The 19,485-nt window shown below is 60.4% G+C and carries 19 protein-coding genes and 1 riboswitch; of the genes, 5 read left to right on the forward strand and 14 right to left on the reverse strand.

Annotated features, from left to right (window positions below):
* The gene (locus MN188_RS07495) at positions 1–3,213 is read left to right on the forward strand and encodes an efflux RND transporter permease subunit (protein ID WP_242107156.1); all 3,213 of its coding nucleotides are present in this window, start codon (positions 1–3) and stop codon (positions 3,211–3,213) included.
* A gap of 47 nt (positions 3,214–3,260) precedes the next feature.
* Here MN188_RS07495 and MN188_RS07500 read toward each other — a convergent pair whose 3' ends face one another.
* From MN188_RS07500 to MN188_RS07565, 14 genes are all read right to left on the reverse strand, one after another.
* Positions 3,261–4,100 carry a TonB family protein gene (locus MN188_RS07500; RefSeq protein ID WP_242107165.1) on the reverse strand — a complete coding sequence of 280 codons (840 nt, stop codon included), beginning with the start codon at positions 4,098–4,100 and terminating at the stop codon, positions 3,261–3,263.
* On the reverse strand, positions 4,097–4,471 hold the full coding sequence (locus MN188_RS07505; protein ID WP_242107167.1) for an ExbD/TolR family protein: 375 nt from the start codon (positions 4,469–4,471) through the stop codon (positions 4,097–4,099). The genes MN188_RS07500 and MN188_RS07505 overlap by 4 nt, the downstream gene beginning before the upstream one ends.
* Positions 4,472–4,475: 4 nt before the next feature.
* Positions 4,476–4,853, reverse strand: coding sequence for an ExbD/TolR family protein (locus MN188_RS07510; protein ID WP_242107169.1), 378 nt, complete (start codon positions 4,851–4,853; stop codon positions 4,476–4,478).
* A complete protein-coding gene (locus MN188_RS07515; protein WP_242107171.1) occupies positions 4,853–5,491 on the reverse strand; it encodes a MotA/TolQ/ExbB proton channel family protein in 639 nt (212 codons plus the stop codon). Before MN188_RS07515 ends, MN188_RS07510 begins: the two co-directional genes overlap by 1 nt.
* Positions 5,488–6,156, reverse strand: coding sequence for an adenosylcobinamide amidohydrolase (locus MN188_RS07520; protein WP_242107173.1), 669 nt, complete (start codon positions 6,154–6,156; stop codon positions 5,488–5,490). The genes MN188_RS07515 and MN188_RS07520 overlap by 4 nt, the downstream gene beginning before the upstream one ends.
* Positions 6,156–6,893, reverse strand: coding sequence for an ABC transporter ATP-binding protein (locus MN188_RS07525; protein ID WP_242107175.1), 738 nt, complete (start codon positions 6,891–6,893; stop codon positions 6,156–6,158). Before MN188_RS07525 ends, MN188_RS07520 begins: the two co-directional genes overlap by 1 nt.
* Positions 6,890–7,873, reverse strand: a complete 984-nt coding sequence (locus MN188_RS07530; protein WP_242107177.1) for a FecCD family ABC transporter permease — start codon at positions 7,871–7,873, stop codon at positions 6,890–6,892. Before MN188_RS07530 ends, MN188_RS07525 begins: the two co-directional genes overlap by 4 nt.
* The gene (locus tag MN188_RS07535; RefSeq protein WP_242107179.1) at positions 7,870–8,619 is read right to left on the reverse strand and encodes an ABC transporter substrate-binding protein; all 750 of its coding nucleotides are present in this window, start codon (positions 8,617–8,619) and stop codon (positions 7,870–7,872) included. Before MN188_RS07535 ends, MN188_RS07530 begins: the two co-directional genes overlap by 4 nt.
* An 85-nt stretch (positions 8,620–8,704) precedes the next feature.
* On the reverse strand, positions 8,705–10,537 hold the full coding sequence (locus tag MN188_RS07540) for a TonB-dependent receptor plug domain-containing protein (RefSeq protein WP_242107181.1): 1,833 nt from the start codon (positions 10,535–10,537) through the stop codon (positions 8,705–8,707).
* Positions 10,538–10,667: 130 nt separating this feature from the next.
* A riboswitch (cobalamin riboswitch) is annotated at positions 10,668–10,873 on the reverse strand.
* 44 nt (positions 10,874–10,917) lie between these two features.
* The gene (locus MN188_RS07545; protein WP_242107184.1) at positions 10,918–11,430 is read right to left on the reverse strand and encodes an acyloxyacyl hydrolase; all 513 of its coding nucleotides are present in this window, start codon (positions 11,428–11,430) and stop codon (positions 10,918–10,920) included.
* Positions 11,431–11,531: 101 nt separating this feature from the next.
* On the reverse strand, positions 11,532–12,227 hold the full coding sequence (locus MN188_RS07550) for an RraA family protein (protein ID WP_242107186.1): 696 nt from the start codon (positions 12,225–12,227) through the stop codon (positions 11,532–11,534).
* A 320-nt stretch (positions 12,228–12,547) separates the two neighbouring features.
* A complete protein-coding gene (locus tag MN188_RS07555) occupies positions 12,548–12,937 on the reverse strand; it encodes a response regulator (RefSeq protein WP_242107188.1) in 390 nt (129 codons plus the stop codon).
* 86 nt (positions 12,938–13,023) lie between these two features.
* Positions 13,024–14,091 (reverse strand): PAS domain-containing sensor histidine kinase, encoded by a 1,068-nt coding sequence (locus MN188_RS07560; RefSeq protein ID WP_242107190.1) that lies wholly within the window; start codon positions 14,089–14,091, stop codon positions 13,024–13,026.
* A 69-nt stretch (positions 14,092–14,160) separates the two neighbouring features.
* A complete protein-coding gene (locus MN188_RS07565) occupies positions 14,161–15,465 on the reverse strand; it encodes a sensor histidine kinase (protein ID WP_242107192.1) in 1,305 nt (434 codons plus the stop codon).
* Between the two features lie 365 nt (positions 15,466–15,830).
* Here MN188_RS07565 and MN188_RS07570 point away from each other — a divergent pair, with 365 nt between their 5' ends.
* The 4 genes from MN188_RS07570 to MN188_RS07585 all read left to right on the forward strand — a co-directional run bounded on the left by MN188_RS07570 (position 15,831) and on the right by MN188_RS07585 (position 19,417).
* Positions 15,831–16,580: an acyl-homoserine-lactone synthase gene (locus MN188_RS07570; RefSeq protein ID WP_242107194.1), complete on the forward strand. Its 750-nt coding sequence runs from the start codon at positions 15,831–15,833 to the stop codon at positions 16,578–16,580.
* A gap of 296 nt (positions 16,581–16,876) precedes the next feature.
* Positions 16,877–17,971 (forward strand): response regulator, encoded by a 1,095-nt coding sequence (locus MN188_RS07575; protein WP_242107196.1) that lies wholly within the window; start codon positions 16,877–16,879, stop codon positions 17,969–17,971.
* A 50-nt stretch (positions 17,972–18,021) separates the two neighbouring features.
* Positions 18,022–19,017, forward strand: coding sequence for a response regulator (locus MN188_RS07580; RefSeq protein WP_242107212.1), 996 nt, complete (start codon positions 18,022–18,024; stop codon positions 19,015–19,017).
* Positions 19,018–19,027: 10 nt separating this feature from the next.
* A complete protein-coding gene (locus tag MN188_RS07585; RefSeq protein ID WP_242107214.1) occupies positions 19,028–19,417 on the forward strand; it encodes an Hpt domain-containing protein in 390 nt (129 codons plus the stop codon).
* Positions 19,418–19,485 lie beyond the last annotated feature (68 nt).

The raw sequence follows: 19,485 nt of genomic DNA on the forward strand, positions 1-19,485 counted from the left end.
ATGTCCGACAAGTCAACAGAAGACACGTCGCTGGGCATCGCCGGGGGGCTGACCAAGGCCTTCATCCAATCGGCACTGACCCCCCTTATGATCCTGGCGGCCCTTGCCATGGGGCTTGTCGCTCTCATCTCGCTTCCGCGCGAGGAAGAGCCGCAGATTTCCGTGCCGCTGGTGGACATCCACATCCAGGCCCCCGGCCTGAAGGCCGAAGATGCCGTGAAGCTGGTGACCGAGCCGATGGAAACCATCGTGCAGGGCATGAACGGGGTCGAGCATGTCTATTCCTCGACCCGCGACGACTACTCCATGGTCACCGCGCGCTTCCTGGTCGGCACCTCGTCCGACGCGGCCATCCTGCGCACGCACGAAAAGATCCGCGCCAACATGGACCGGATTCCTGTGGGGATTGGTGAGCCTTTGATCGTCGGGCGTGGCATCGACGATGTTGCCATCGTGGCCCTGACCCTGACGCCGCAACCCGGCACCGAAGGGCTGAGCGCCAATGACCTGACGCGCATCGCGCGTGAGCTTCAGGTCGAGGTGTCGAAAATCGCCGACGTTGGTCTGACCTATATGGTCGGCGAAAGCCCCGAGGCGATCCGCATTGCCCCCGACCCCGAGCGTCTGGCGCTATATGGCGTTACGCTGCAACAGCTGGCGGGCAAGGTGATGGGCGCAAACCGTGCGTTCTCTACCGGACTGATCCGCGATGGCGGTGAACAGATCGCTCTGGTTGCTGGCGAAAGCCTGACCGCGCCCAGCGAAGTTGCGAACCTGCTGCTGACCGCCCGCGACGGGCGCGCTGTTTACGTGCGCGACGTGGCGGATGTGTCTTACGTGCCCGACACCTCGGACAAGATCGTGTCGAACGTGACCCGCGATGCGGATGGCAACATCCACCGCACCCCTGCGGTAACGCTGGCCATTGCCAAACGCGCGGGCGCCAACGCGGTATTCGTCGCCGAGCAGATCCTGCACAAGGTTGACGCGCTAAAAGGCGGGTTGATCCCCGACAGCGTCGCGGTCGAAATCACCCGCGACTATGGCGAAACGGCGGACGAAAAAGCCAACGAGCTTCTGTTCCACCTGGGCCTGGCCACCGTGTCGATCGTGGCGCTGGTCCTGTTCGCAATCGGCTGGCGCGAAAGCATCGTGGTGGCTGTGGTCATTCCGGTCACCATCCTGATGACGCTGTTTGCCAGCTGGATCATGGGCTACACCCTGAACCGGGTGTCGCTGTTCGCGCTGATCTTCTCGATCGGGATCCTGGTGGATGACGCCATCGTCGTGATCGAAAACATCGACCGCCACTGGTCGATGAAGGACAAGGCCAGCCGCCTGACCAAGGCGATCCGCGCGGTGGTCGAGGTGGGCAATCCCACCATCGTCGCCACCCTGACCGTGGTCGCGGCGCTGCTTCCGATGCTGTTCGTGTCGGGGCTGATGGGTCCCTACATGTCGCCCATTCCCGCCAATGCCTCGGCGGCGATGATCATCAGCTTCTTCGTTGCGGTCATCATCACCCCCTGGCTGATGCTGAAGATCGCAGGCCGGGCGCCGGTGCATGACCATTCGGGCGACGGCAACCATGGCGGCTGGCTGGGTAAATCCTATGCCGCGGTGGCCCGTCCGATCCTGAAGACCAAGGCGCGCAGCCTGGTGTTCCTGTTGGTGACGGTGGTGCTGTCCTTCGGCTCAATGGCCGCGTTCTATACCAAGGACGTGACGGTCAAGCTGCTGCCGTTCGACAACAAATCCGAACTGTCGGTGGTGATCGACCTGCCCGAGGGCGCGTCGGTCGAAGACACCGACGCGGTGGCGCAGGCGGTGGCGGCCAGCGTGCTGGAACTGCCCGAGGTGATCTCGGTCCAGACCCATGCGGGTGCTGCCTCGCCGTTCAACTTCAACGGACTGGTGCGGCATTATTATCTGCGCAAGGAGCCGCAACTGGGCGACGTGCAGATCAACCTGACCGCCAAGCATCACCGCGAACGCGCCAGCCACGACATCGCGCTGGAAATCCGCGACCGGATCGCACAGATCGACGTGCCCCCCGGCACCTCCATGAAAACGGTCGAACCGCCCCCCGGCCCGCCGGTCATCGCGACCCTCTTGGCCGAGGTCTATGGCCCCGACGCCGAAACCCGGCGCGCGGCGGCCACCAAGATCCGCGCGGCCTTCGATGCGGTGCCCTTTGTGGTCGACAGCGACGACAGCTTCGGCGTGCAACCGCGCCGGTTGCGCGCGACGATCTCCTCGGATCAGTTGGAGTTCCACGGCGTGCAGGAAAGCGACGTGTTTGACACGATGGCAATCCTGAACGGCGGGTCCACCGTGGGCTACTCGCACCGGGGTGGCGGCCGCTATCCGATCCCGATCGTGGTCGAACGCGACCGCGCCGACCGGGTGATGGACGAACGGTTCCTGTCCACGCCGATCCCGGCCAACACCCTGCCCGGCGCGCGCGGTGTCGTCGAACTGGGCGACGTGATCGAGATCCACGAAGAGCGCGCCAGCTTCCCGGTGTTCCGCCACAACGGCCGCGCGGCCGAAATGGTCATGGCCGAAATGGCCGGCAGCTATGAGGCGCCGCTTTACGGCATGCTTGCCGTGGCCGAGGAGTTGGACAAGATGGAGTGGGAAGAGGGCACCAAACCTATCATCGCCCTCAATGGCCAGCCCGAGGATGAAAGCGTCGTTACGCTCTTGTGGGACGGCGAATGGGAGGTGACCTGGATCACCTTCCGCGACATGGGCGCGGCCTTCGGCGTGGCACTTCTGGGTATCTACATCCTGGTGGTGGCGCAGTTCGGATCGTTCAAGCTGCCGCTGGTGATCCTCACGCCGATCCCGCTGACCTTCCTGGGCATCATCTTCGGCCATTGGCTCTACGCCGCGCCATTTTCCGCGACCTCGATGATCGGCTTCATCGCGCTGGCCGGGATCATCGTGCGAAACTCGATCCTGCTTGTCGATTTCATCCGCAACGAAGGCTCGCCCGACCAGCCGCTGGTGGAAACCCTGATCGCGGCCGGGTCGATCCGGTTCAAGCCGATCCTGCTGACGGCAGTCGCGGCGATGATCGGCGCGGTGGTGATCCTGGCCGACCCGATCTTCCAGGGTCTCGCCATTTCGCTTCTGTTCGGGCTGCTCAGCTCCACCCTTCTGACGGTGCTGGTGATCCCCGCGATCTACCGCGTGTTTCGCACCTGATCAGGACGGGAACAGACTGAAAGGCCCGGCCCTCGCGCCGGGCCTTTTTATTTGGAAAAGGCGATCGTCAGATTGAAGCTGTGGCTACCTGACGCGATACCTTTTGGCGCCTTGGGCAGGCGCGCGGATTGCACGGCGCGCAGGGCGGCGCGGTCCAGCGCGGCCTCGCCCGATGATCGGGTAACGCGCACCCCGCTCAAAGCGCCCGAAGTTGAAACCGACAGGCGCAACCGCACCTGGCCTGAGGCGCGCGAGCCTTCCGGATAACGCTTGCGCCGTTCAACCCGTTGGCGAATTGATCCGCCCCATTTGCCCATCAACTGGGCCACGCGCGCGGCCGAGGGCGCATTTGCTGTGGCAGCCTTGGCCCCGCCAGCCGATCCCGCCTGCCCGCTGCCCGCTGCGCGTTGCGCGGGCTGGGCGGGTGCAGGTGTGGCGGCCGGGGCCTGACGCTCCACCTGCCGGGTTTGCGGTTGCGGTATGGGTTCGGGCGCAGGCGGCTTGGGCCGGGGTTTCGGGCGCACCTTCGGAGCCTCAGGCGTGGGCAGGTGCGGAGGGGTTGCGTCCACCTTTGGTGGTGCCTCAGGCCGGACCATGCCCGGCAGGGGCAGCGTGCCCGGCAGGCTGGGCTTTGCCGCCTCGGTCCTCACGACTGGCTCAGGTGCGGGTGGCGCGGCCAGGGCCGCAGGCGCGCGCGATACCTCGACCGGGCGGGTCCAGTCCTCGACCAGGCGCGCTACCTGGGGCGGTGCGGCAGCCAGCGTCACAGCGCCAGCGCCCCCTGCCCCAGCAGGCGCGCCGCCATCCGGTCCGACGCCGACAAACAGCGCCACATGCACTGCCGCGGACACGCCCAAAAGGCCCGAGAATTGCACAAGCTTGCTCATCGTGGCACCGCCACAAGCTCGACCTGCACAACGCCCGCATCGTTCAAACGCGCCAGCAGCCCGGCGAAGGTCACGGCAGACAGGCCCGCATCAGCACGCAGGGTCAGGATGCCCTCGAACCCCTCAAGGGCCGCCCAGATCGCCACCTCGTCCGCCGCCCCGAAATGCAGCGCCCCGTCGGCAGAGACGAACAGAACTTCATGCCCCTCGGCCAAAGCCTCGACCAGGGTCGCGGGTGGGGCCACCGCGAAAGGGGCACGTGGTGCGATCTTCGCGGTCATCAGGAAGAAGATGAGCAACAGGAACACCACGTTGATCATCGGCAGGATGGCCTCGGTCGGGCGGCGATTGGGGGCAGAGGCAAAGTTCATCGCGCTACTCCACCACCACAAGGGCGCTGAAGCCTGCCGCCTGAAGCGTGCTGGCCACATCGGTCAGCGCCTGCAAATCCGCCCCGCCGACCGGGCGCAAAACCACAACGTCCGAGGCCTCCTGCATCAGGGCAGAAAGCGCCCCGGCAAGGTCCACCAAATCAGTCGGCGTGCCGTTCAGGGCGATACCTTGCGCCCCCACGCTGACAAGGCGCGGCGGGCCGGAGTATTCACCGCCCCCGGTGCCAAGCCCCAACCGCAACGCCCGGTCCTGCCCGAATTGCGAGGCCAGCATGAAGAAGACCAGCAGGAGGAACACGATGTCGATCATCGGGGTCAGGCTGGGCCGTCGTCTGGGCCGGGGATCGGCGAAGCGGAACATCAGGCAGCAGGGCCATTTGGCGCATAGGCGAACAGGCGGCCAGCGATGTCTTCCATGTCGATCTGCACCCGCTCCACCACGCTTTCGAACCATGACAGTGCCATCGCGGCGGGGATCGCGACCGCCATGCCGGCCGCCGTGGTCAAAAGCGCCTGCCAGATGCCACCGGCCAGAACCGCCGGGTCCGCCCCTGCACCGCTGTCCTGCAGTGACTGGAACGCCTCGATCATGCCCAGCACGGTGCCCAACAGGCCGATCAGGGGCGCGATCGTGGCGATCAGCTCCAGCGCGCGCAGGCCCTGTCGCATATCGGCCAACTCGCCCTTGGCGATGCGGGTGGTCTCCTGCTCGGCTGTTGCCCGGTCAAAGCGCGGGTTCAGAACGGCGCCGATCGCCGCCGCCGCCAGGCGGGCCCGAATACCAGGACGGGCCGGAAGCGCGGCCTGCGCGGCCTCGGCGTCGCCCGCACACCACAGTGCCACCACCGCATCGGTCGCCTGCCCACGCCACACGCCCAGCGCCCAGAACTGCATCAACCGCCACAGGATCAAGGCCAGCGTCAGCACCGACAGGACGGCAATCGCCCACAAGGCCGGACCGCCACGGGTGAGGAACTCGATCAAGGATGAGAGCGTCATGTCGGGGATCCTTCCAGATCGTGATTGCCGCGAAAACTATGCGCGATCCAGTGTTTGGTGCCGTCGAGGATGACGTCATAGACTGCGCGGCCCAGCGCCTCGCCCACCTCGGTGTGCAGCCCGGCAAAGGGCTGGTCGCCCTCGGGTGCGGCCACGGCGATGCAATCGGTGCCGGTCCCGGTGGCAATCCCTGTGGGAAGGGAAAACCCCGCCTCCATCACCGCCGCCGTGCGGGCCTGCGTGGCGATCGACATCGCCTCAAGCAGCGCGGCCTGGGTCAGCCCCTCGGACACGCGAATGCCGATGTTGATCGTGCCCCAGTCGCGGCGGGAGTAATCCACCCGGTGGCCCACGCGCTCGGCATTCGACAGTCCCACGGTCGCGGTCACATCGACGCGCACATCACCCACGCGGGCTTGGCCCTCATGATGCGCCGACACATCGCGCGACGTCAGCATCGCCACTGCGTTTTGCCTATCGCATGCGGCCAGCGCGTCACGCAACCACACAGCAACATCCAGATCGGGGGTCAGGTCCGCATTGCGCACCTCGCGCCACAAAAGGTGCCGGGCGGTGACAAAACCGGGGCGGTTCAGCGCCCAGCTGAGCACCTGCATCTCGGCGCCCAGGTCCATCTCCAACCAGGGGGCGGTCAGCGTCAGCATCACAGCACCTCCAGCGGTTGGAATACCGGGCCATCGTCGGTCTGCCCGTGCCAGACCGACACGCCGAACGCGCGCGCCATATTGTCCGGAGTCAGCACGGCCTCGGGCATGCCATCGGCCATGACGCCGCCCTCGGCCAGCAGGATCAGGCGGGTGCAATGACGCGCGGCCAGGCCCAGATCGTGCAATGACACCAGGGCCGCGCGGCCCTCCTGTGCAAGTTCGGCAAAGACGCTCATGGTCGAGATCTGATGCGCCGGGTCCAGTCCGGCAATTGGCTCATCCGCCATCAAAAGCGGCGTGTCCTGCGCCAAAGCGCGGGCGATCAATGCGCGGGCCTGTTCGCCGCCCGACAGGCGCGAGGCCGCGCGGCCGCGAAACGGCTCAAGCCCCATCCGGGCCATGGCAACATCGGTCGCATCGGTGTCAGCCGCCCCACCCCTAGCCTGCGTGCCCAGCGCCACCAGGTTCTCCACCGGGATCGGCCAGGCGATTTCGCGCGCTTGCGGCATCCAGGCCACCGCACGGGCGCGCGCCTGCGCGGACAGCCCGGCCAGAGAGCTGTCGCCCTCGCTGGCGATCAGCCCCAAAGCGGCGCGCATCAGGGTGGTCTTGCCCGCACCATTCGGGCCGATCAACCCGACGAACTCACCGGGCTGGATGTCCAGCGTCACGCCTTCGAAGATCGAACGGTCGCGCAGGGTGACCGAGAAGTCTTTCAGGGACAGAACGCTCATGCCAACCCCCGCCGTGTCTTGTAGATCAAGTGCAAAAACAGCGGCGCACCGACCAGCGCGGTAACAACGCCCAGTTTCAGATCACGCTCAGGCAGGATCACCCGCACCGCGATATCCGCCGCCTGCAGCATGATCGCGCCGCCCAATCCCGAGGCCCAGAGCAGCCGCGAGGGTTGCGCGCCCACAAATGGGCGCAGGATGTGCGGCACGACAAGGCCGACAAAGCCGATTGCGCCCGCCACGGCGGTCGATCCACCGACGATGCAGGCCACGCCCACGACCAGAACCAGCCGCAGGCGGGACAGGTTGATCCCCATCGTCTGCGCCGCGTCTTCGCCAAGCGTCAGTGCGTCCAGACCGCGCGCCTGGCTGACCAACAAGGCCGCGCCGACAAACGCGAAAGGCAGCAACAGCCAGACATGCACGATCGAACGATCCGCCAGCGATCCCATCATCCAGAACACGATCTCACTGGCTGCAAACGGGTTCGGCGACAGGTTCAGCACCAGCGACGTCAGCGCGCCCGCAAGGGCGGACATCGCGATCCCGGCCAGGATCAGCGTCAATGATCCACCCTGCGAGCCCGCAAAGCCCAGCACCAGGAACACGCCGATCAGCGCGCCTGCCAGGGCGGCAAGCGGCAGGCCCAGCGACAGGCTGGCAGCCAGACCCGCGTGGATCGCCACCACCGCGCCCAGCGCGGCCGTCGAAGAGACACCGATCAGGCCGGGTTCAGCAAGCGGGTTACGCAAGTATCCTTGAAGCGCTGCGCCCGACAGGCCCAGCCCGCCACCGATCAGCACCGCCAGGATCGCGCGCGGCAGACGGATTTCGCGCATGATCAGTGTCAGCGGGCTGCCATCCCCAGCGACCAGCGCCACAAGGCTGTCAACCGGGCCGATCTGGGCCGGTCCGACCACCAGGCTGATGACGAACAGCGCGACCATGCCAAGGGTTAGGATCACGAACAATCGGCTCATTCGCTTGCCTCCTGCAAAGCGCGGCGGTCGGCCACCAGGCTTTCGACTGCGGCCAGAACATGTGGCGTGCCGCAGACCCATTGCTGATCGGACATGGTCGCGCGGCGCTGATGGCTGCGCAGGGTTGCGATGGCGGGATGTTTCAAAATATCCTCGGAGCGCGAGGCGCCGGGATAGGGCTGCGAAGTGATGACCAGATCAGGTTCAGCCATGATCAGAAGCTCCATCGGCAATACGCCCCCATACGGAATGCCCGCCCGCGTCGCGATATTTTCAAACCCGGCGGCCAGCAGGATCTGACCGGACAGGGAATGTTCCCCCGTCGTATAGCCGTTGGCGGAATAGAGCGCTGCCGTTAAAGGCGTCGCCACGTCCTCGCGCAGGGTGGTCAGGCGCGTCTCGAACGTCGCCGCCATCTCTTCACCCACCCTATCGCGCCCCAGCGCGGCACCAATGGTGCGCATGTTGGCCGCCACGTCCTGCATCGACTGCGCGAACGGCAGGCGCAGCACGGGCACGCCCAGACGCTCCAGCATCTCGACCGCATTGCCGCGGGAATACTGCCCTGCCAGCACAAGGTCGGGGGCCAGAAGGTAAATCTCTTCGGCGCGTCCGAAATTCATCGGATAGGTCGCCGCCTCATCGACCATCGCGGACACTAAAGGGTCACTGGCGATGTTCGAGATGGAAATCAGCTGGCCTGGGGATGCCAGAAGCATGGCCAGCTGATCGGTGCACAGGTTCATCGAAACGACCCGTTTGGGGGTGTCGGCAAACCCGGCACCCGCGTTGGCCGCCCCGAAGACCAGGGCAGCCAGGCATCTTATGACGCTAGAAACGCGCACTCAGCCCCACGAACGCGGACCGGCCCGGCGTGTTGTATCCGCCAGCGGTTTCATAGTCTTCGCCCAGCAGGTTCTCGACCCGCAGGTTCACCGCCCAATCGTCGTTGATCGCGTATTCAGCAGTCAGCCCGACAAGGGTATAATCGCCTACCTTGTGACCCGGCAGCGCATAGACGCTGGGGATCACATCGGCGGCGTGTTGCAGGGTAAGAGCGGCCGACAGCACATCCGTGATCTCGGCCTCAATCCCCAGCGTGATCATGTGCTTGGGTAGACGCGCCAGCTGCGCCCCTGTGGCGTCGCTGGCCAGGTTGAACGTATAGGCGCCGTTCAGCTTCACCCGATCGCTTGTCGCGTATTGCCCGGACAGTTCAACGCCTTTCGAGGTGAAGCTGCGCGTCTCGAAACAGCCATAGGTGCTGATGCAGCGGGTCGAAGCGGCATCATAGAAGATCTGGTTCGCGATCTCGTTGTAAAACAACGTCGCCTTCACGAAATCATCGCCGCCCAGGCGCCGCTCGACGCCCAGTTCCAGGTTCAAGCTCTCTTCGGGCTGGAACGCCGGGTTGCCGTCATAGGTGTTCAGCTCATACAGCGATGGCGCGCGAAATCCGGTGCCCGCCTGGGCGCGGATGATCCAGTCGTCGCTGGGCCGCCAGGCGGCGGCAATCCGGCCCGAAGTCATCGGGTCGAAGTTCGACGGCATGTCGTGTCGCAGGCTCACCACCACGTCCAGCGCATCGGAAGGCGACAGCGCGGCTTCGGCGAACAGCGCCGTGGTGTCCGCCGCCAGGGTCTCGACTCCACCAAAGCTGTTGCGGGTTTCGGCATTTTCTGCCGTGTAGTCGGCGCCGAAGGTCACATCGGCCATGCCAATCTGCATATTGCCTTCATAGGCCAGCGCGTTCCGCGCGCCGAAGAAATAGGCGTAGTACCCGGTGTCGTCGCGCGTCGTCGTCATGCGCGCGGCCGAGATCTTGTGATCCACGGCCCCGGTCGCGAACTCGGCAAACACGCGGCCCGCGCGGCTTGCCGTTTCGGTGTTGCCGGTCGGGTCGGCCAAAGCGCTGTCATAGTCGACAAGGCTGTCGGTCGACATGGCGGCGAACCCGACCAAGATGTTGTCGGTCAACTGATGCGAGGCCGTCAGGTTCAACTGGGTGGCGTCATAGCCGTCCGCCTCGTCATTGCCCACCCGTGCCGAAAAGCCGTCGGTCTTGATCTTCGAGGCGGTAAACGCCAGCTCGCTGCGGTCGTTGCGAAAGCCCAGGTTCACGTTGCCCACAAGCGTGTTGTAGCTGCCGAACTCGGTCGTGACCTCGCCCGAGAACCCGTCGACCTCGGGCCGCCAGGTTTCAATCGCGACAACGCCGCCGACCGCACCCTGGCCGAAACGGGCCGATTGGCCGCCCTTGAGAAGCTCGATCCGGCCCAGACCCGCGCCGGTCAGACCGCCCCAGGAAAACCCGTTTCCGGTGCTGGCCGGGTCCGTCATGTTGATGCCGTTCACAAAAACCGGCAGGTAGGACGCGCCAAGGCCGCGCACTTTCAGCGTTGCCAGCTGCCCGGTGCCGCCGTTGTTGGTGACCGACACCCCCGGCAGGGTGGTGAAATAGCGCGCGATCTGGGCGCTGGTCTGGCCCTTCAGCGCGTCGCCGGTGACCACCTCGACCGTGGTGCCGCTGTTTTCCAGCCGGGTTTCTTCGGCGTTGGAGATCACGGTGATCGTGCCAAGATCAAAGGCGTCCTGCGCCATGACCAAGGAGGGAACCAGCACGGCCAGCGTAAGGGCCGCGGTGGAGCGTTTCAAGTGAGACATCTTCTGTCCTTCCAAACCCGGTTTTGCCGGGCGATTTTGTTGATGGTCTTTGGAAGGATCGGATCCTTCGCAGACGGCGAGAATGCCACCACGACGGAAGGTCCGTTGTTGCCATCGCGCCCCGCGACAGAACAGGGTGAACACCTCGGCAGGTCTCCTGACTCGCAGCTCTGCGCTCTGTCGGGCCTTCCCATCCCATCTGGGGACAGTGGCATAATCCAACACAGCTCGCCGCTTACAGTTGCGGGGGCAGTCGCGGGATAGTCGAAGATCGACGCACCGCGTTCCCATTTCACCAGACGCCTGAGCGCCCGGACCGAAGCCTTTCCCATCTAGCCCCGGGTCTGAGTCGGGTCAAGCGCGGAAAGGCGTGTGCCGTGTCAGTCGTCTGGGTAGGATATCTTGAACTGAACGGTCTCCAACCCCGGATTGACCTGGGTGATATCGCCGTTCGAGCGATGATCGAAGGTCAGCGCGTAGCGCATGCCGCTGGCGGTCTCATACCCCACTTCGATGCCCGAACGGAACTCCAGCCGGTGCCCCAAAACCGGGCCTTGGTCCCGCAGATAAACACCGGGCATGAAGTTGAGTTGCACATAGAACCCAGTGTTGAAAAAGAAATAATCGTTGGCGACTCCCAGACCAGCCCACAGGTCACCCTGAGAGGTCGCGGACAGACCTGCCACGGGCTGAAACGGCCCATAGCTTCGTGCAAGTTCGTGGCGCGTATACTGCTCGGTTCCGATGTCGTTGCCCTGAAAGAAAACCGGGCCCGAGGCCGAGGCCACGCGCGCCGGGGCATCGCGGACCGCCAGGCAGCCGACGTCGCAATGGTTGTTCACCATGTCGGCAATGCCGAACATCGCCGCCATTACGGCCAATGTGCCATCCATACGGGTTACCCTCTGCTGCAATCACCTGCGCAAGCGCCGACTGTATACTGCGCCGCCCCGCGCGGGTCACTGGCAAAAGAAGGCGGCCGGCGGGGGAACGCTCAGGTGCGGCTTTTCTCAAAAGCGGCCCAGGCCTTTTCGAATTGCTCGATGTCGAACCCCTCGGCGCGAGCGGGCTCCAGAATCAGCTTTTCAGTCTCCAGAAGCTTCAGGATTGCGTCCTCAAGGTCAGGCAGGACTTCGGGCGGGATTACAAGTGCGCCGTGGCGGTCTGCGTGCACAAGATCACCGTCGGAGACCTCCAGGCCAAAAACAGAGACCGGAGTGCCGATTTCCCGCACGTGCACAAACCCGTGGCTGGGGCCAATCGAACCCGCCACCACCGGAAAGCCCTCGGGCAGGTCACCCAGGTCACGCATGACGCCATTGGTAAGCGCCCCGGACATACCAAACCCTTTGTGCACGCTTGTGTTGATTTCGCCCCAATATGCGCCGACCGCGTCGGGGAAATCCAGATCTTCGATCACCGCGACAGCCGGGCGAGGGCCTTCGGCCATATGCCGATAGTACGCCATGCGCCGCGCCCTGATCACCTTGGGCTTCTCGCTTGGTGCGAAAGCCGCAGCAATTTTGGCGGTGCGCGCATAGCCCACCAACGCCGGTTCATCAGGCGCGCTGCACAGCATGGTGCCACGGGTGAAGGCGTCAAAACCGCGTTTGCCCTGGGCCACCTCAATGGCATTGCAGACGGTGGGCGTATCCACCCGTTTCAAAAGCGTCAGAAGAGTGTCGTTCATCAGGCCTCCTGCCTGCGCGCCTGCGCTGCTTGCGTCAGTTGGGTTTGTTGGGTTTGCAACCGGGTCGGGAAAATCAAGGCTTCATCTCACCACGCATCATTCATCCCATTCGCCCGATCAGCGCCACGGCGATCCGGGGCATTTCGCAAAATCTCTGTCACGAAGATATCACCCGTAGACAATCCCGCCAATGCAAAACGACGGTGTGTCCAAGCGAGGAAACCCGAGTTCGACCCGTTCAGAATGACTAAGATGTTGCACGCGAAGCACGGGGTTTTTGCCTAAACGCAAATTCCAGGATGGCCCTTGCAGGTTGTCCATCACGAGGCCTGGTAAGCCTCCCATGTCGCCTGAATCTGATTGCAAATCTCGGGCGGGTCAAATGGCTTGATGATCACATGCAGCGCACCTTGCTCGATCAGCTTTTGCGAATAGCCATCCTCGGCCTTCGCAGTCATGAACACGATTGGCACATTCTCAAGACCGGGAAGCTTATGCAGCAGGTGCATGGTTTCCTCACCGTTCATTTCTGGCATCATAACATCCAGTATAATGAGTTGCGGAGCGAAATTCACAGCATTGTCCACCGCCTCTTGACCAGACGAAAACTGTGCAACGGAGTATTTCCCGATCAATTCAAGCGTCAATTTCACAATCTGACGAATGTCTTCGTCATCATCGACGTGCATTATCCGTTGTAGTTGTTCCATTGTGCACACCCCAGTTTCACAGGAAGTCAGCAGCACATATTCGATGTCCGAAGGGTTGGCCCAGTTTTCGGAAACAGGCCCACTTGTTAAGTTACGAGTCTCGGAATGTCGAAAAAAAACTCGGTACCCCCACCATCTCTAGGAGTATAGTCTATCCGTCCGTTGTGCAACAAAACGATTTTTTTAGTGATGGCGAGCCCGAGCCCGGTCCCGCGTGACTTGACACCTGGTTGAACCCCTGCCCGAACGTAGCTTTCAAAGATTTTTGATCTAGAGCTTTCCGGAATGCCCGGCCCCGTGTCAAACACGCTCACCCGCCAATAGGCGTCACGTTCAGATATGCTTGCCGTTACCTTCGATCCCTTGGGCGTGTGCTTGATCGCGTTTGACAGCAAGTTGGTCAGCACACTTGTGAGCTGCTCAGTGTTGCCGGTCACCAATGCGGTTTGCGGAACATCCTCAACCTGAACAGTCACCCCATACTGAAAACCATAGCCTTCAATGGTGGATGCTGCAGACGACAGCAATTTTACCAAATCAATGGGTCCGGCATCCTTATCGATCTTGCCGGAGGAAACGCGGCTGAAATCGAGAACACGGTCCACCATTGCCAACAGCCGGTCACTATTTCGGGAAGCGATCTCCAAAACGTCCCTTGCACCTTTTGATAGTTCTCCAACCGCATTCGATTCCAGAAGCCGAATTGCCCCTTTAATCGATGTCAGCGGGGTGCGCATCTCGTGACTGAGCTCGGAAATTGCGCCCCATTCGTCATCCGGGTTCGCCCTTCCTTGGGTCTTGTCACGCATGACCGAAACGAACACACTTTTACCGTCGTGTGTTGCAGCGATATGTGTCGTTACCTCTACTGGCTTGTTATCAATTTGGAATTCGGCCCGGACGACATCGGTCTCGCCCTCTCGAAGCGGTCGCAGGTGACGCGCCAAATGACGAGGCGTGATTTTGTCAGAAACCTCTGAGAGACAAACATCTGGCGGTTCGTCGGTTTCCCAACCACATCGCTTGCAGGCGGCCTGATTTGCAAAAATGAAAGTCGAGCGCCCGTCATGTGAGTAGATGTACACTTCGTCCTGCAGATGCCTAAACACCGCCTCCAGGGAATCTAGCGATTTTGAATTACCTAGATCTAACACACCGTTACCTTTCGTACCTTACCAGCGAAAATTGCTGAAACCATTTTCAAAACTGTTGTTGGCCCATTCTTAGCCGCTGTTTTTGTCGTTGCGTTCTAGGGTGACCCGGAAGACCGTCCCACCATTCAAAACACTTGAATATCCGATTGTGCCGCCATGCCGTTCGACAATCCCCTTGGTAATGCTCATTCCCAAACCAGTCCCACCAACGAGGCGCTGGTCCGAGGCGTCAACTTGGCTGAAGCGTCCGAATACCTTGTCTTCCACGCCTTCCGGAATGCCGATACCTTTGTCTTCAACGCTGACCGATACTTGCTCGCTACCTACCTCAACACGAACACGCACGGTTCCGCCTTCAAACGAGAATTTCAACGCATTTGACAGGAGGTTCTCGATAACCTGCCTCAGTCGAGAGGCATCCCCGTAGACGGGTGCCGCACCTTCCGGAAGGTCCACTTCCAACGCCATCCCCAAGCCATCGGCATACCCTTCGCTGGCCTCAACAGTCTCCTGAACGACGTCGCGCAGGTCCAGATTCTCGAAATTGAACGCCAGGTCTCCGGTTTCAATTTTTTGCAGATCCAACAAGTCATCAATCAGAGCTGCCAGTCGATTGCTGTTCTTTCCCGCAATGCCCAGAACTGGCGCCAAGTTTGGGGGAACTTCGCCCAACGAATTGCTGTTGATCAGGTCGAGCGACCCTTTGATGGACGTCAGCGGGGTTCGGAGCTCATGGCTAACAGTGGACAGAAACTGAGACTTCAACTCATATGCTGCCAACGTACGGTTATGTTCATTCTTTAACGCTTCGAACTGGCGAAGGCCTTTTCTGTAAAGCCGCAAGAAGACCACCGAACAGTCGATGATAAAGTACAGAACAAAGACAACAGTGAAGAACTCCAGCCACGCCGCAGATGTAATCGGTGGGTTTGTCCTCCATACATCCAGCGCTGCGATGAACAGGAAAGTTACACCATAGATTGAGAGCCTGAGGGCAAGTGCGGGAACCAATTGGTGGTTATTCATCGCCGCGAACAACGCCGCCGCGAAAAGGAAGAACAAGGGGGTGAAATGGCCACCAGAAGACTGTTGGATAGCGATTATGATCACAAACAGGGAAATCGCACCGGCGCTTAAAGCGGTGTTAACCATGATCCAAAAGAGGGCTCTACTTTTTCTGAAGGTACCGCGGGTTCTCCAAACGCCGATGCGTCGCGAAAGAATGAGATCCAGAACCTCAGTGAAGACCACCCCGGCATAGCAGGCAAAGGCCTGTGTCGGCTGAAAATAGAATGCTGCCAGCAAGGTTGCAGCAAGAAAGATCGCTTGCCTTTGCCAGATTAGCTTGTTGCTGATGCCAATATAGTCAAGCACTTGCCGTTCCAGACGAGCATCACTCGGGCTGGAGCCCGTTGTATCATCTGAAGTCGCTGTCGTCGCCATAAGGAATGGACCCGTTCGAGTTACTGCTGCGAGCTAATGGTGGACGACCAACGAGATAGAATTCCGTCAATTATTTGTTCATTTTAGGAAACTGATATCCACTGACGCTGCGCGGTTCGTCCGGTTGCAGCTTGAAATTGACAGATTGGCGCGACGGAAAGCACGCAAAGTGTGCCGTAAAATCCTACGTGAGCCTTTTTTCGGGCATTTTTGTGGCGAATTTTCGACAAAGGGGGTGGACGAGGGACTCAACTTTACCCTTACTGTTTCAGAAAAAAAGATCGCAAGAGCAGAACATGGGGCGAGAACGTTTCCAAAAAACAGGCTTGAAGCCTGCATGGTCCGTATTTCCAGAACTGGAACCGGTCGAGGGTATTTCTACGCCTTCAATCCAGGTTAAAACCAGGAAACGCGCCCGCTCGCAAAAGGTAGATCATTCAACTGCCGCCACACAGAATATCAAGGCGACGACGATTTCCTTCTCGACGATCCACCAATATGGCGAACTCTACATCAACTTTTTGAAGGCCCGGAAGAAGACATTCATCGACCAGCTGGGTTGGAATTTGCCTCAGACCGAAGGGATGGAGTTTGATCAGTACGATACGCCTCAATGTCGTTGGGTGGTAATTCATGAGTTTGGTGAGGTCCTGGGGGGCGTTCGGCTAAGCCCGACCACAGCTTCCTGTGGGGTCTACTCATACATGTTGCGTGACGCTCAAAAGGGGATCCTGGAAAACATCCCATCCGATGTCTTGTTCTTCGATGCACCAGTGGACGAAAGAACTTGGGAAGCATCCCGCCTTTTCTTGGCTTCCGACCTGCCCGCGCAGCGCCGTCAGTCAGTGCAAGCCGTTCTAATGGACGCTTTAAGTCAATCAGCAAGAGAACAGGGGGCTGTGAGCGTGATTGGCATCGTTCCATACGTGTGGTCGCGATGGCTCAGACGGTTGAACCTAAGTGCCGTAGCGGTTGGACCCAAGTTCAGCATCGACGGCACGACCAGTCAGGCTGCGCTGTTCAACATTGGCGCCAAACTGCACTAAGGTGACTCGAACCACCTTCTGGTTACGGTCCCGGCATCTCAACCCACCCTTCTCAAGAAGCGGGCGTTAAAGAGACCGCAGCCTCTTCCCGTCAGCGCTGGTGTGATCCTCTTTCGCCCTGCCAACTCAGAAACAGTCGGTTTCCAACATCGCGACAATGCTTGTTTAAAGCCTGAATACTGCCCTGAAATCACCACAGTTGTTGCCCTATCCTTAATGGATGCACTTGCGCGAATCCGGATTCCATTCGGCCACGCGAGCTCGCATCCTCATGAGGTGACTCAAGGAAAGCAGACGTGAGAATTCTTGCTGTTGACGACGATGAAATTGCGCTGCGCCTCTTGGAAGAAGCGCTGACTTGCTGCGAATACAAGGATGTTGTGTTCTGCGGTTCCGGTGCCGAGGCGCTTGAAATCATTCTAGATGACAGCAACCATTTTGATTGCTTTCTCTTTGATGTCCAAATGCCGGGTATGAATGGCATCGACCTCTGCGATGAGGTTCGTGGTCTCAAAAAATATTCCAAGACGCCAATCATAATGGTTACCGGGATGTCCGAGAAGGCATTCGTTGACCAGGCTTTTGCCGCAGGCGCAACCGACTACCTGACAAAGCCGTATGCGCCCTTGGACGTGGGCGCCCGCCTTGGTCTGGTCAAGGAGCTGTCAGGCGAACGCCGCGCCGTGAACGAGAGTATCGACGTCATTGAGCTTCTCATCAAAACACTTGATCAAGCGACACGGCACGATCTGGAAACGGCAATAGATTTGGGACGGTTGGACCGCGTGCTGTCCTATCCGGCATTTGAGAATTACCTGTCCGAACTATCACGTGGTGTCTTTTTTCTCAGCAGCATCTTTGCCGTGAAGATAAAAGGGGTTGAGGCGCTTCACGAAACGCTTCCTCCGCTGGAGTTCAAGGACGTAATTCGCCGTTCAGCCAAGGCGCTTGCGGATCGATTGAACGGATGTGATGTGTTCCTAACATACCGAGGGAACGGTACCTTCGTCGGCGCTATCCCTCACAAGGGAACGCAAGCGTTCGAAGCCATGGGCGATGAGCTTGTGGTTGCCATTCATCACGATGACTCTCTTGCTCCGCAAGACGTTCCTGATCATGTGACCTTGGCAGTGGGCGATCTTGTCGTCACCAAGATTCTAGGCCGCCCCGGCTCCATCCAGAATTTGAAGACGGCAATTTCCAGCGCTGAAAAGAAGGCAAACCAGGAATCTCTCCCGCCCAAGGCGAGCGGGATCAACGCTTTCGACGGCCACTGGCAGCCGCCGGAAGAACTGGGTTTTCAAACTGAATGCGAAGAGCTCCTGAAAGACGCTCTGGAAGGCACCGAGATCCAGGGCAACTTCCCGCGGGTCCGCCGTAACATCACCTAACGGCATCCAAGCTTGCGAGCCGGCAAAACGATAGGAAAAAGAGGGTTCAGATGAAAATTCTCGTTGTTGATGATGATCCTACCGCACTTGCGCTTCTTGAGGCAGCGCTTGCCCTTTACGGCTTTAACAACGTAACGCTGAAGTCGACCGCGCGCGATGCAATGCACGCGATCAAAACGGCTGAAAACCCATTCGAATGCTTCCTGCTGGATTATCGAATGCCCGAGATCGACGGGGTTGGCCTCTGCTCAACTATTCACGCCATGCCCGAATACAGAGCGACCCCGGTCATTTTTGTCACCGCAGCCAAGGACCGGAGCAGCCTTAACACCGCCTACGCAGCGGGTGCTGTAGACTATGTCTTCAAGCCGATTGATCCCCAGGAAATTGGGGTGCGTGTGAGTATCGCTGAAAAGCTGGTTTTGGAAGAACGCGAACTGAAGAAACAAGGCGCCCGAAAGATCGGCCAGCTTGATCAAGGAAGCAAGTTTCCCGATTTTGCGATTGCAGACCCCGTCCCCATTTTCGGAGTGGCCAGAGTAGTCAGCCCCTATGCCCTGGAAAATTACCTTGAGAGCAGGAGCAATGACCGAGCTCAACCGAGTGCGGTGTCCGCATTGGCCATCAATGAGTTTGATGAGATATTCGGCAAAGCCAATCCAGCCTTCGCCTTTGCAGTTTTGCAGGAAGTTGCGAAGGTGATCGCATCCAGTCTTGAACGCACCTCTCCCTTGATCAGCTACAACGGGTTCGGTGAATTCATCTGCGCTTCCAAAAAAGGGGATTGGGCATCCAGCAATGGGCACACGCGGCTGATAAACTCCCGCCTTGCCCGTCTTGATCTCCGATTTGCAGACGGCAGCCCCTGCCCTGTGACGGTAACTTTGGGAAAACCCGCTTCGGCGTCCATATGGTCCGCTGACAAACCGGTCACCTTGATCGAAAAAGCATTGGAATCCGACAATGGCACGGGTCCAGCATTCCGATCGGCGGCCAGTTCATTCCAAAATCTGACAGCCTGTCAAAGCCCAGCTCTGAATCTATAGAGGCAGTTTGATGAACAAGACGATCAGCCCCGAGAGCCTCCTGCAATTCGAGGACGCCCTTGCGCAAATTCGCGTCTCCTTTCTCGCCACACTCCAAATTCACCACGAAAAGCTTGGTGATCTGTTGCTAAAAATGGCGCAGAGCAGCGGGGGTCAAAAGGAAATTCACCTGGCAGGAAGCATAGCGCACAAGATCAGCGGTGTTGCCGGGACATTACAGCTAAGCGAACTGGGTGAAGTTGCGGCGCGAGCGGAACAGCTTTCCGACAGAGCTTTTGACAGAGCCCAATGCACAATAGCCAGAGGCGAAGTTCTCGATGCTATGTCTGAGCTTTACCAGTGCATCTCTAAAACTTGTGAAAAAACAGACGCCGACCGGCTGGAAGTGATCAAAGGATAGTTTTGATCAGGCCACTCTAGGGGCGACCCTCTATCGATCGGCTCATCTGGAAGAACCAATGCCAGTAG

Source organism: Aliiroseovarius subalbicans (assembly GCF_022678625.1).
Taxonomy (GTDB): Bacteria; Pseudomonadota; Alphaproteobacteria; order Rhodobacterales; family Rhodobacteraceae; genus Aliiroseovarius_A; species Aliiroseovarius_A subalbicans.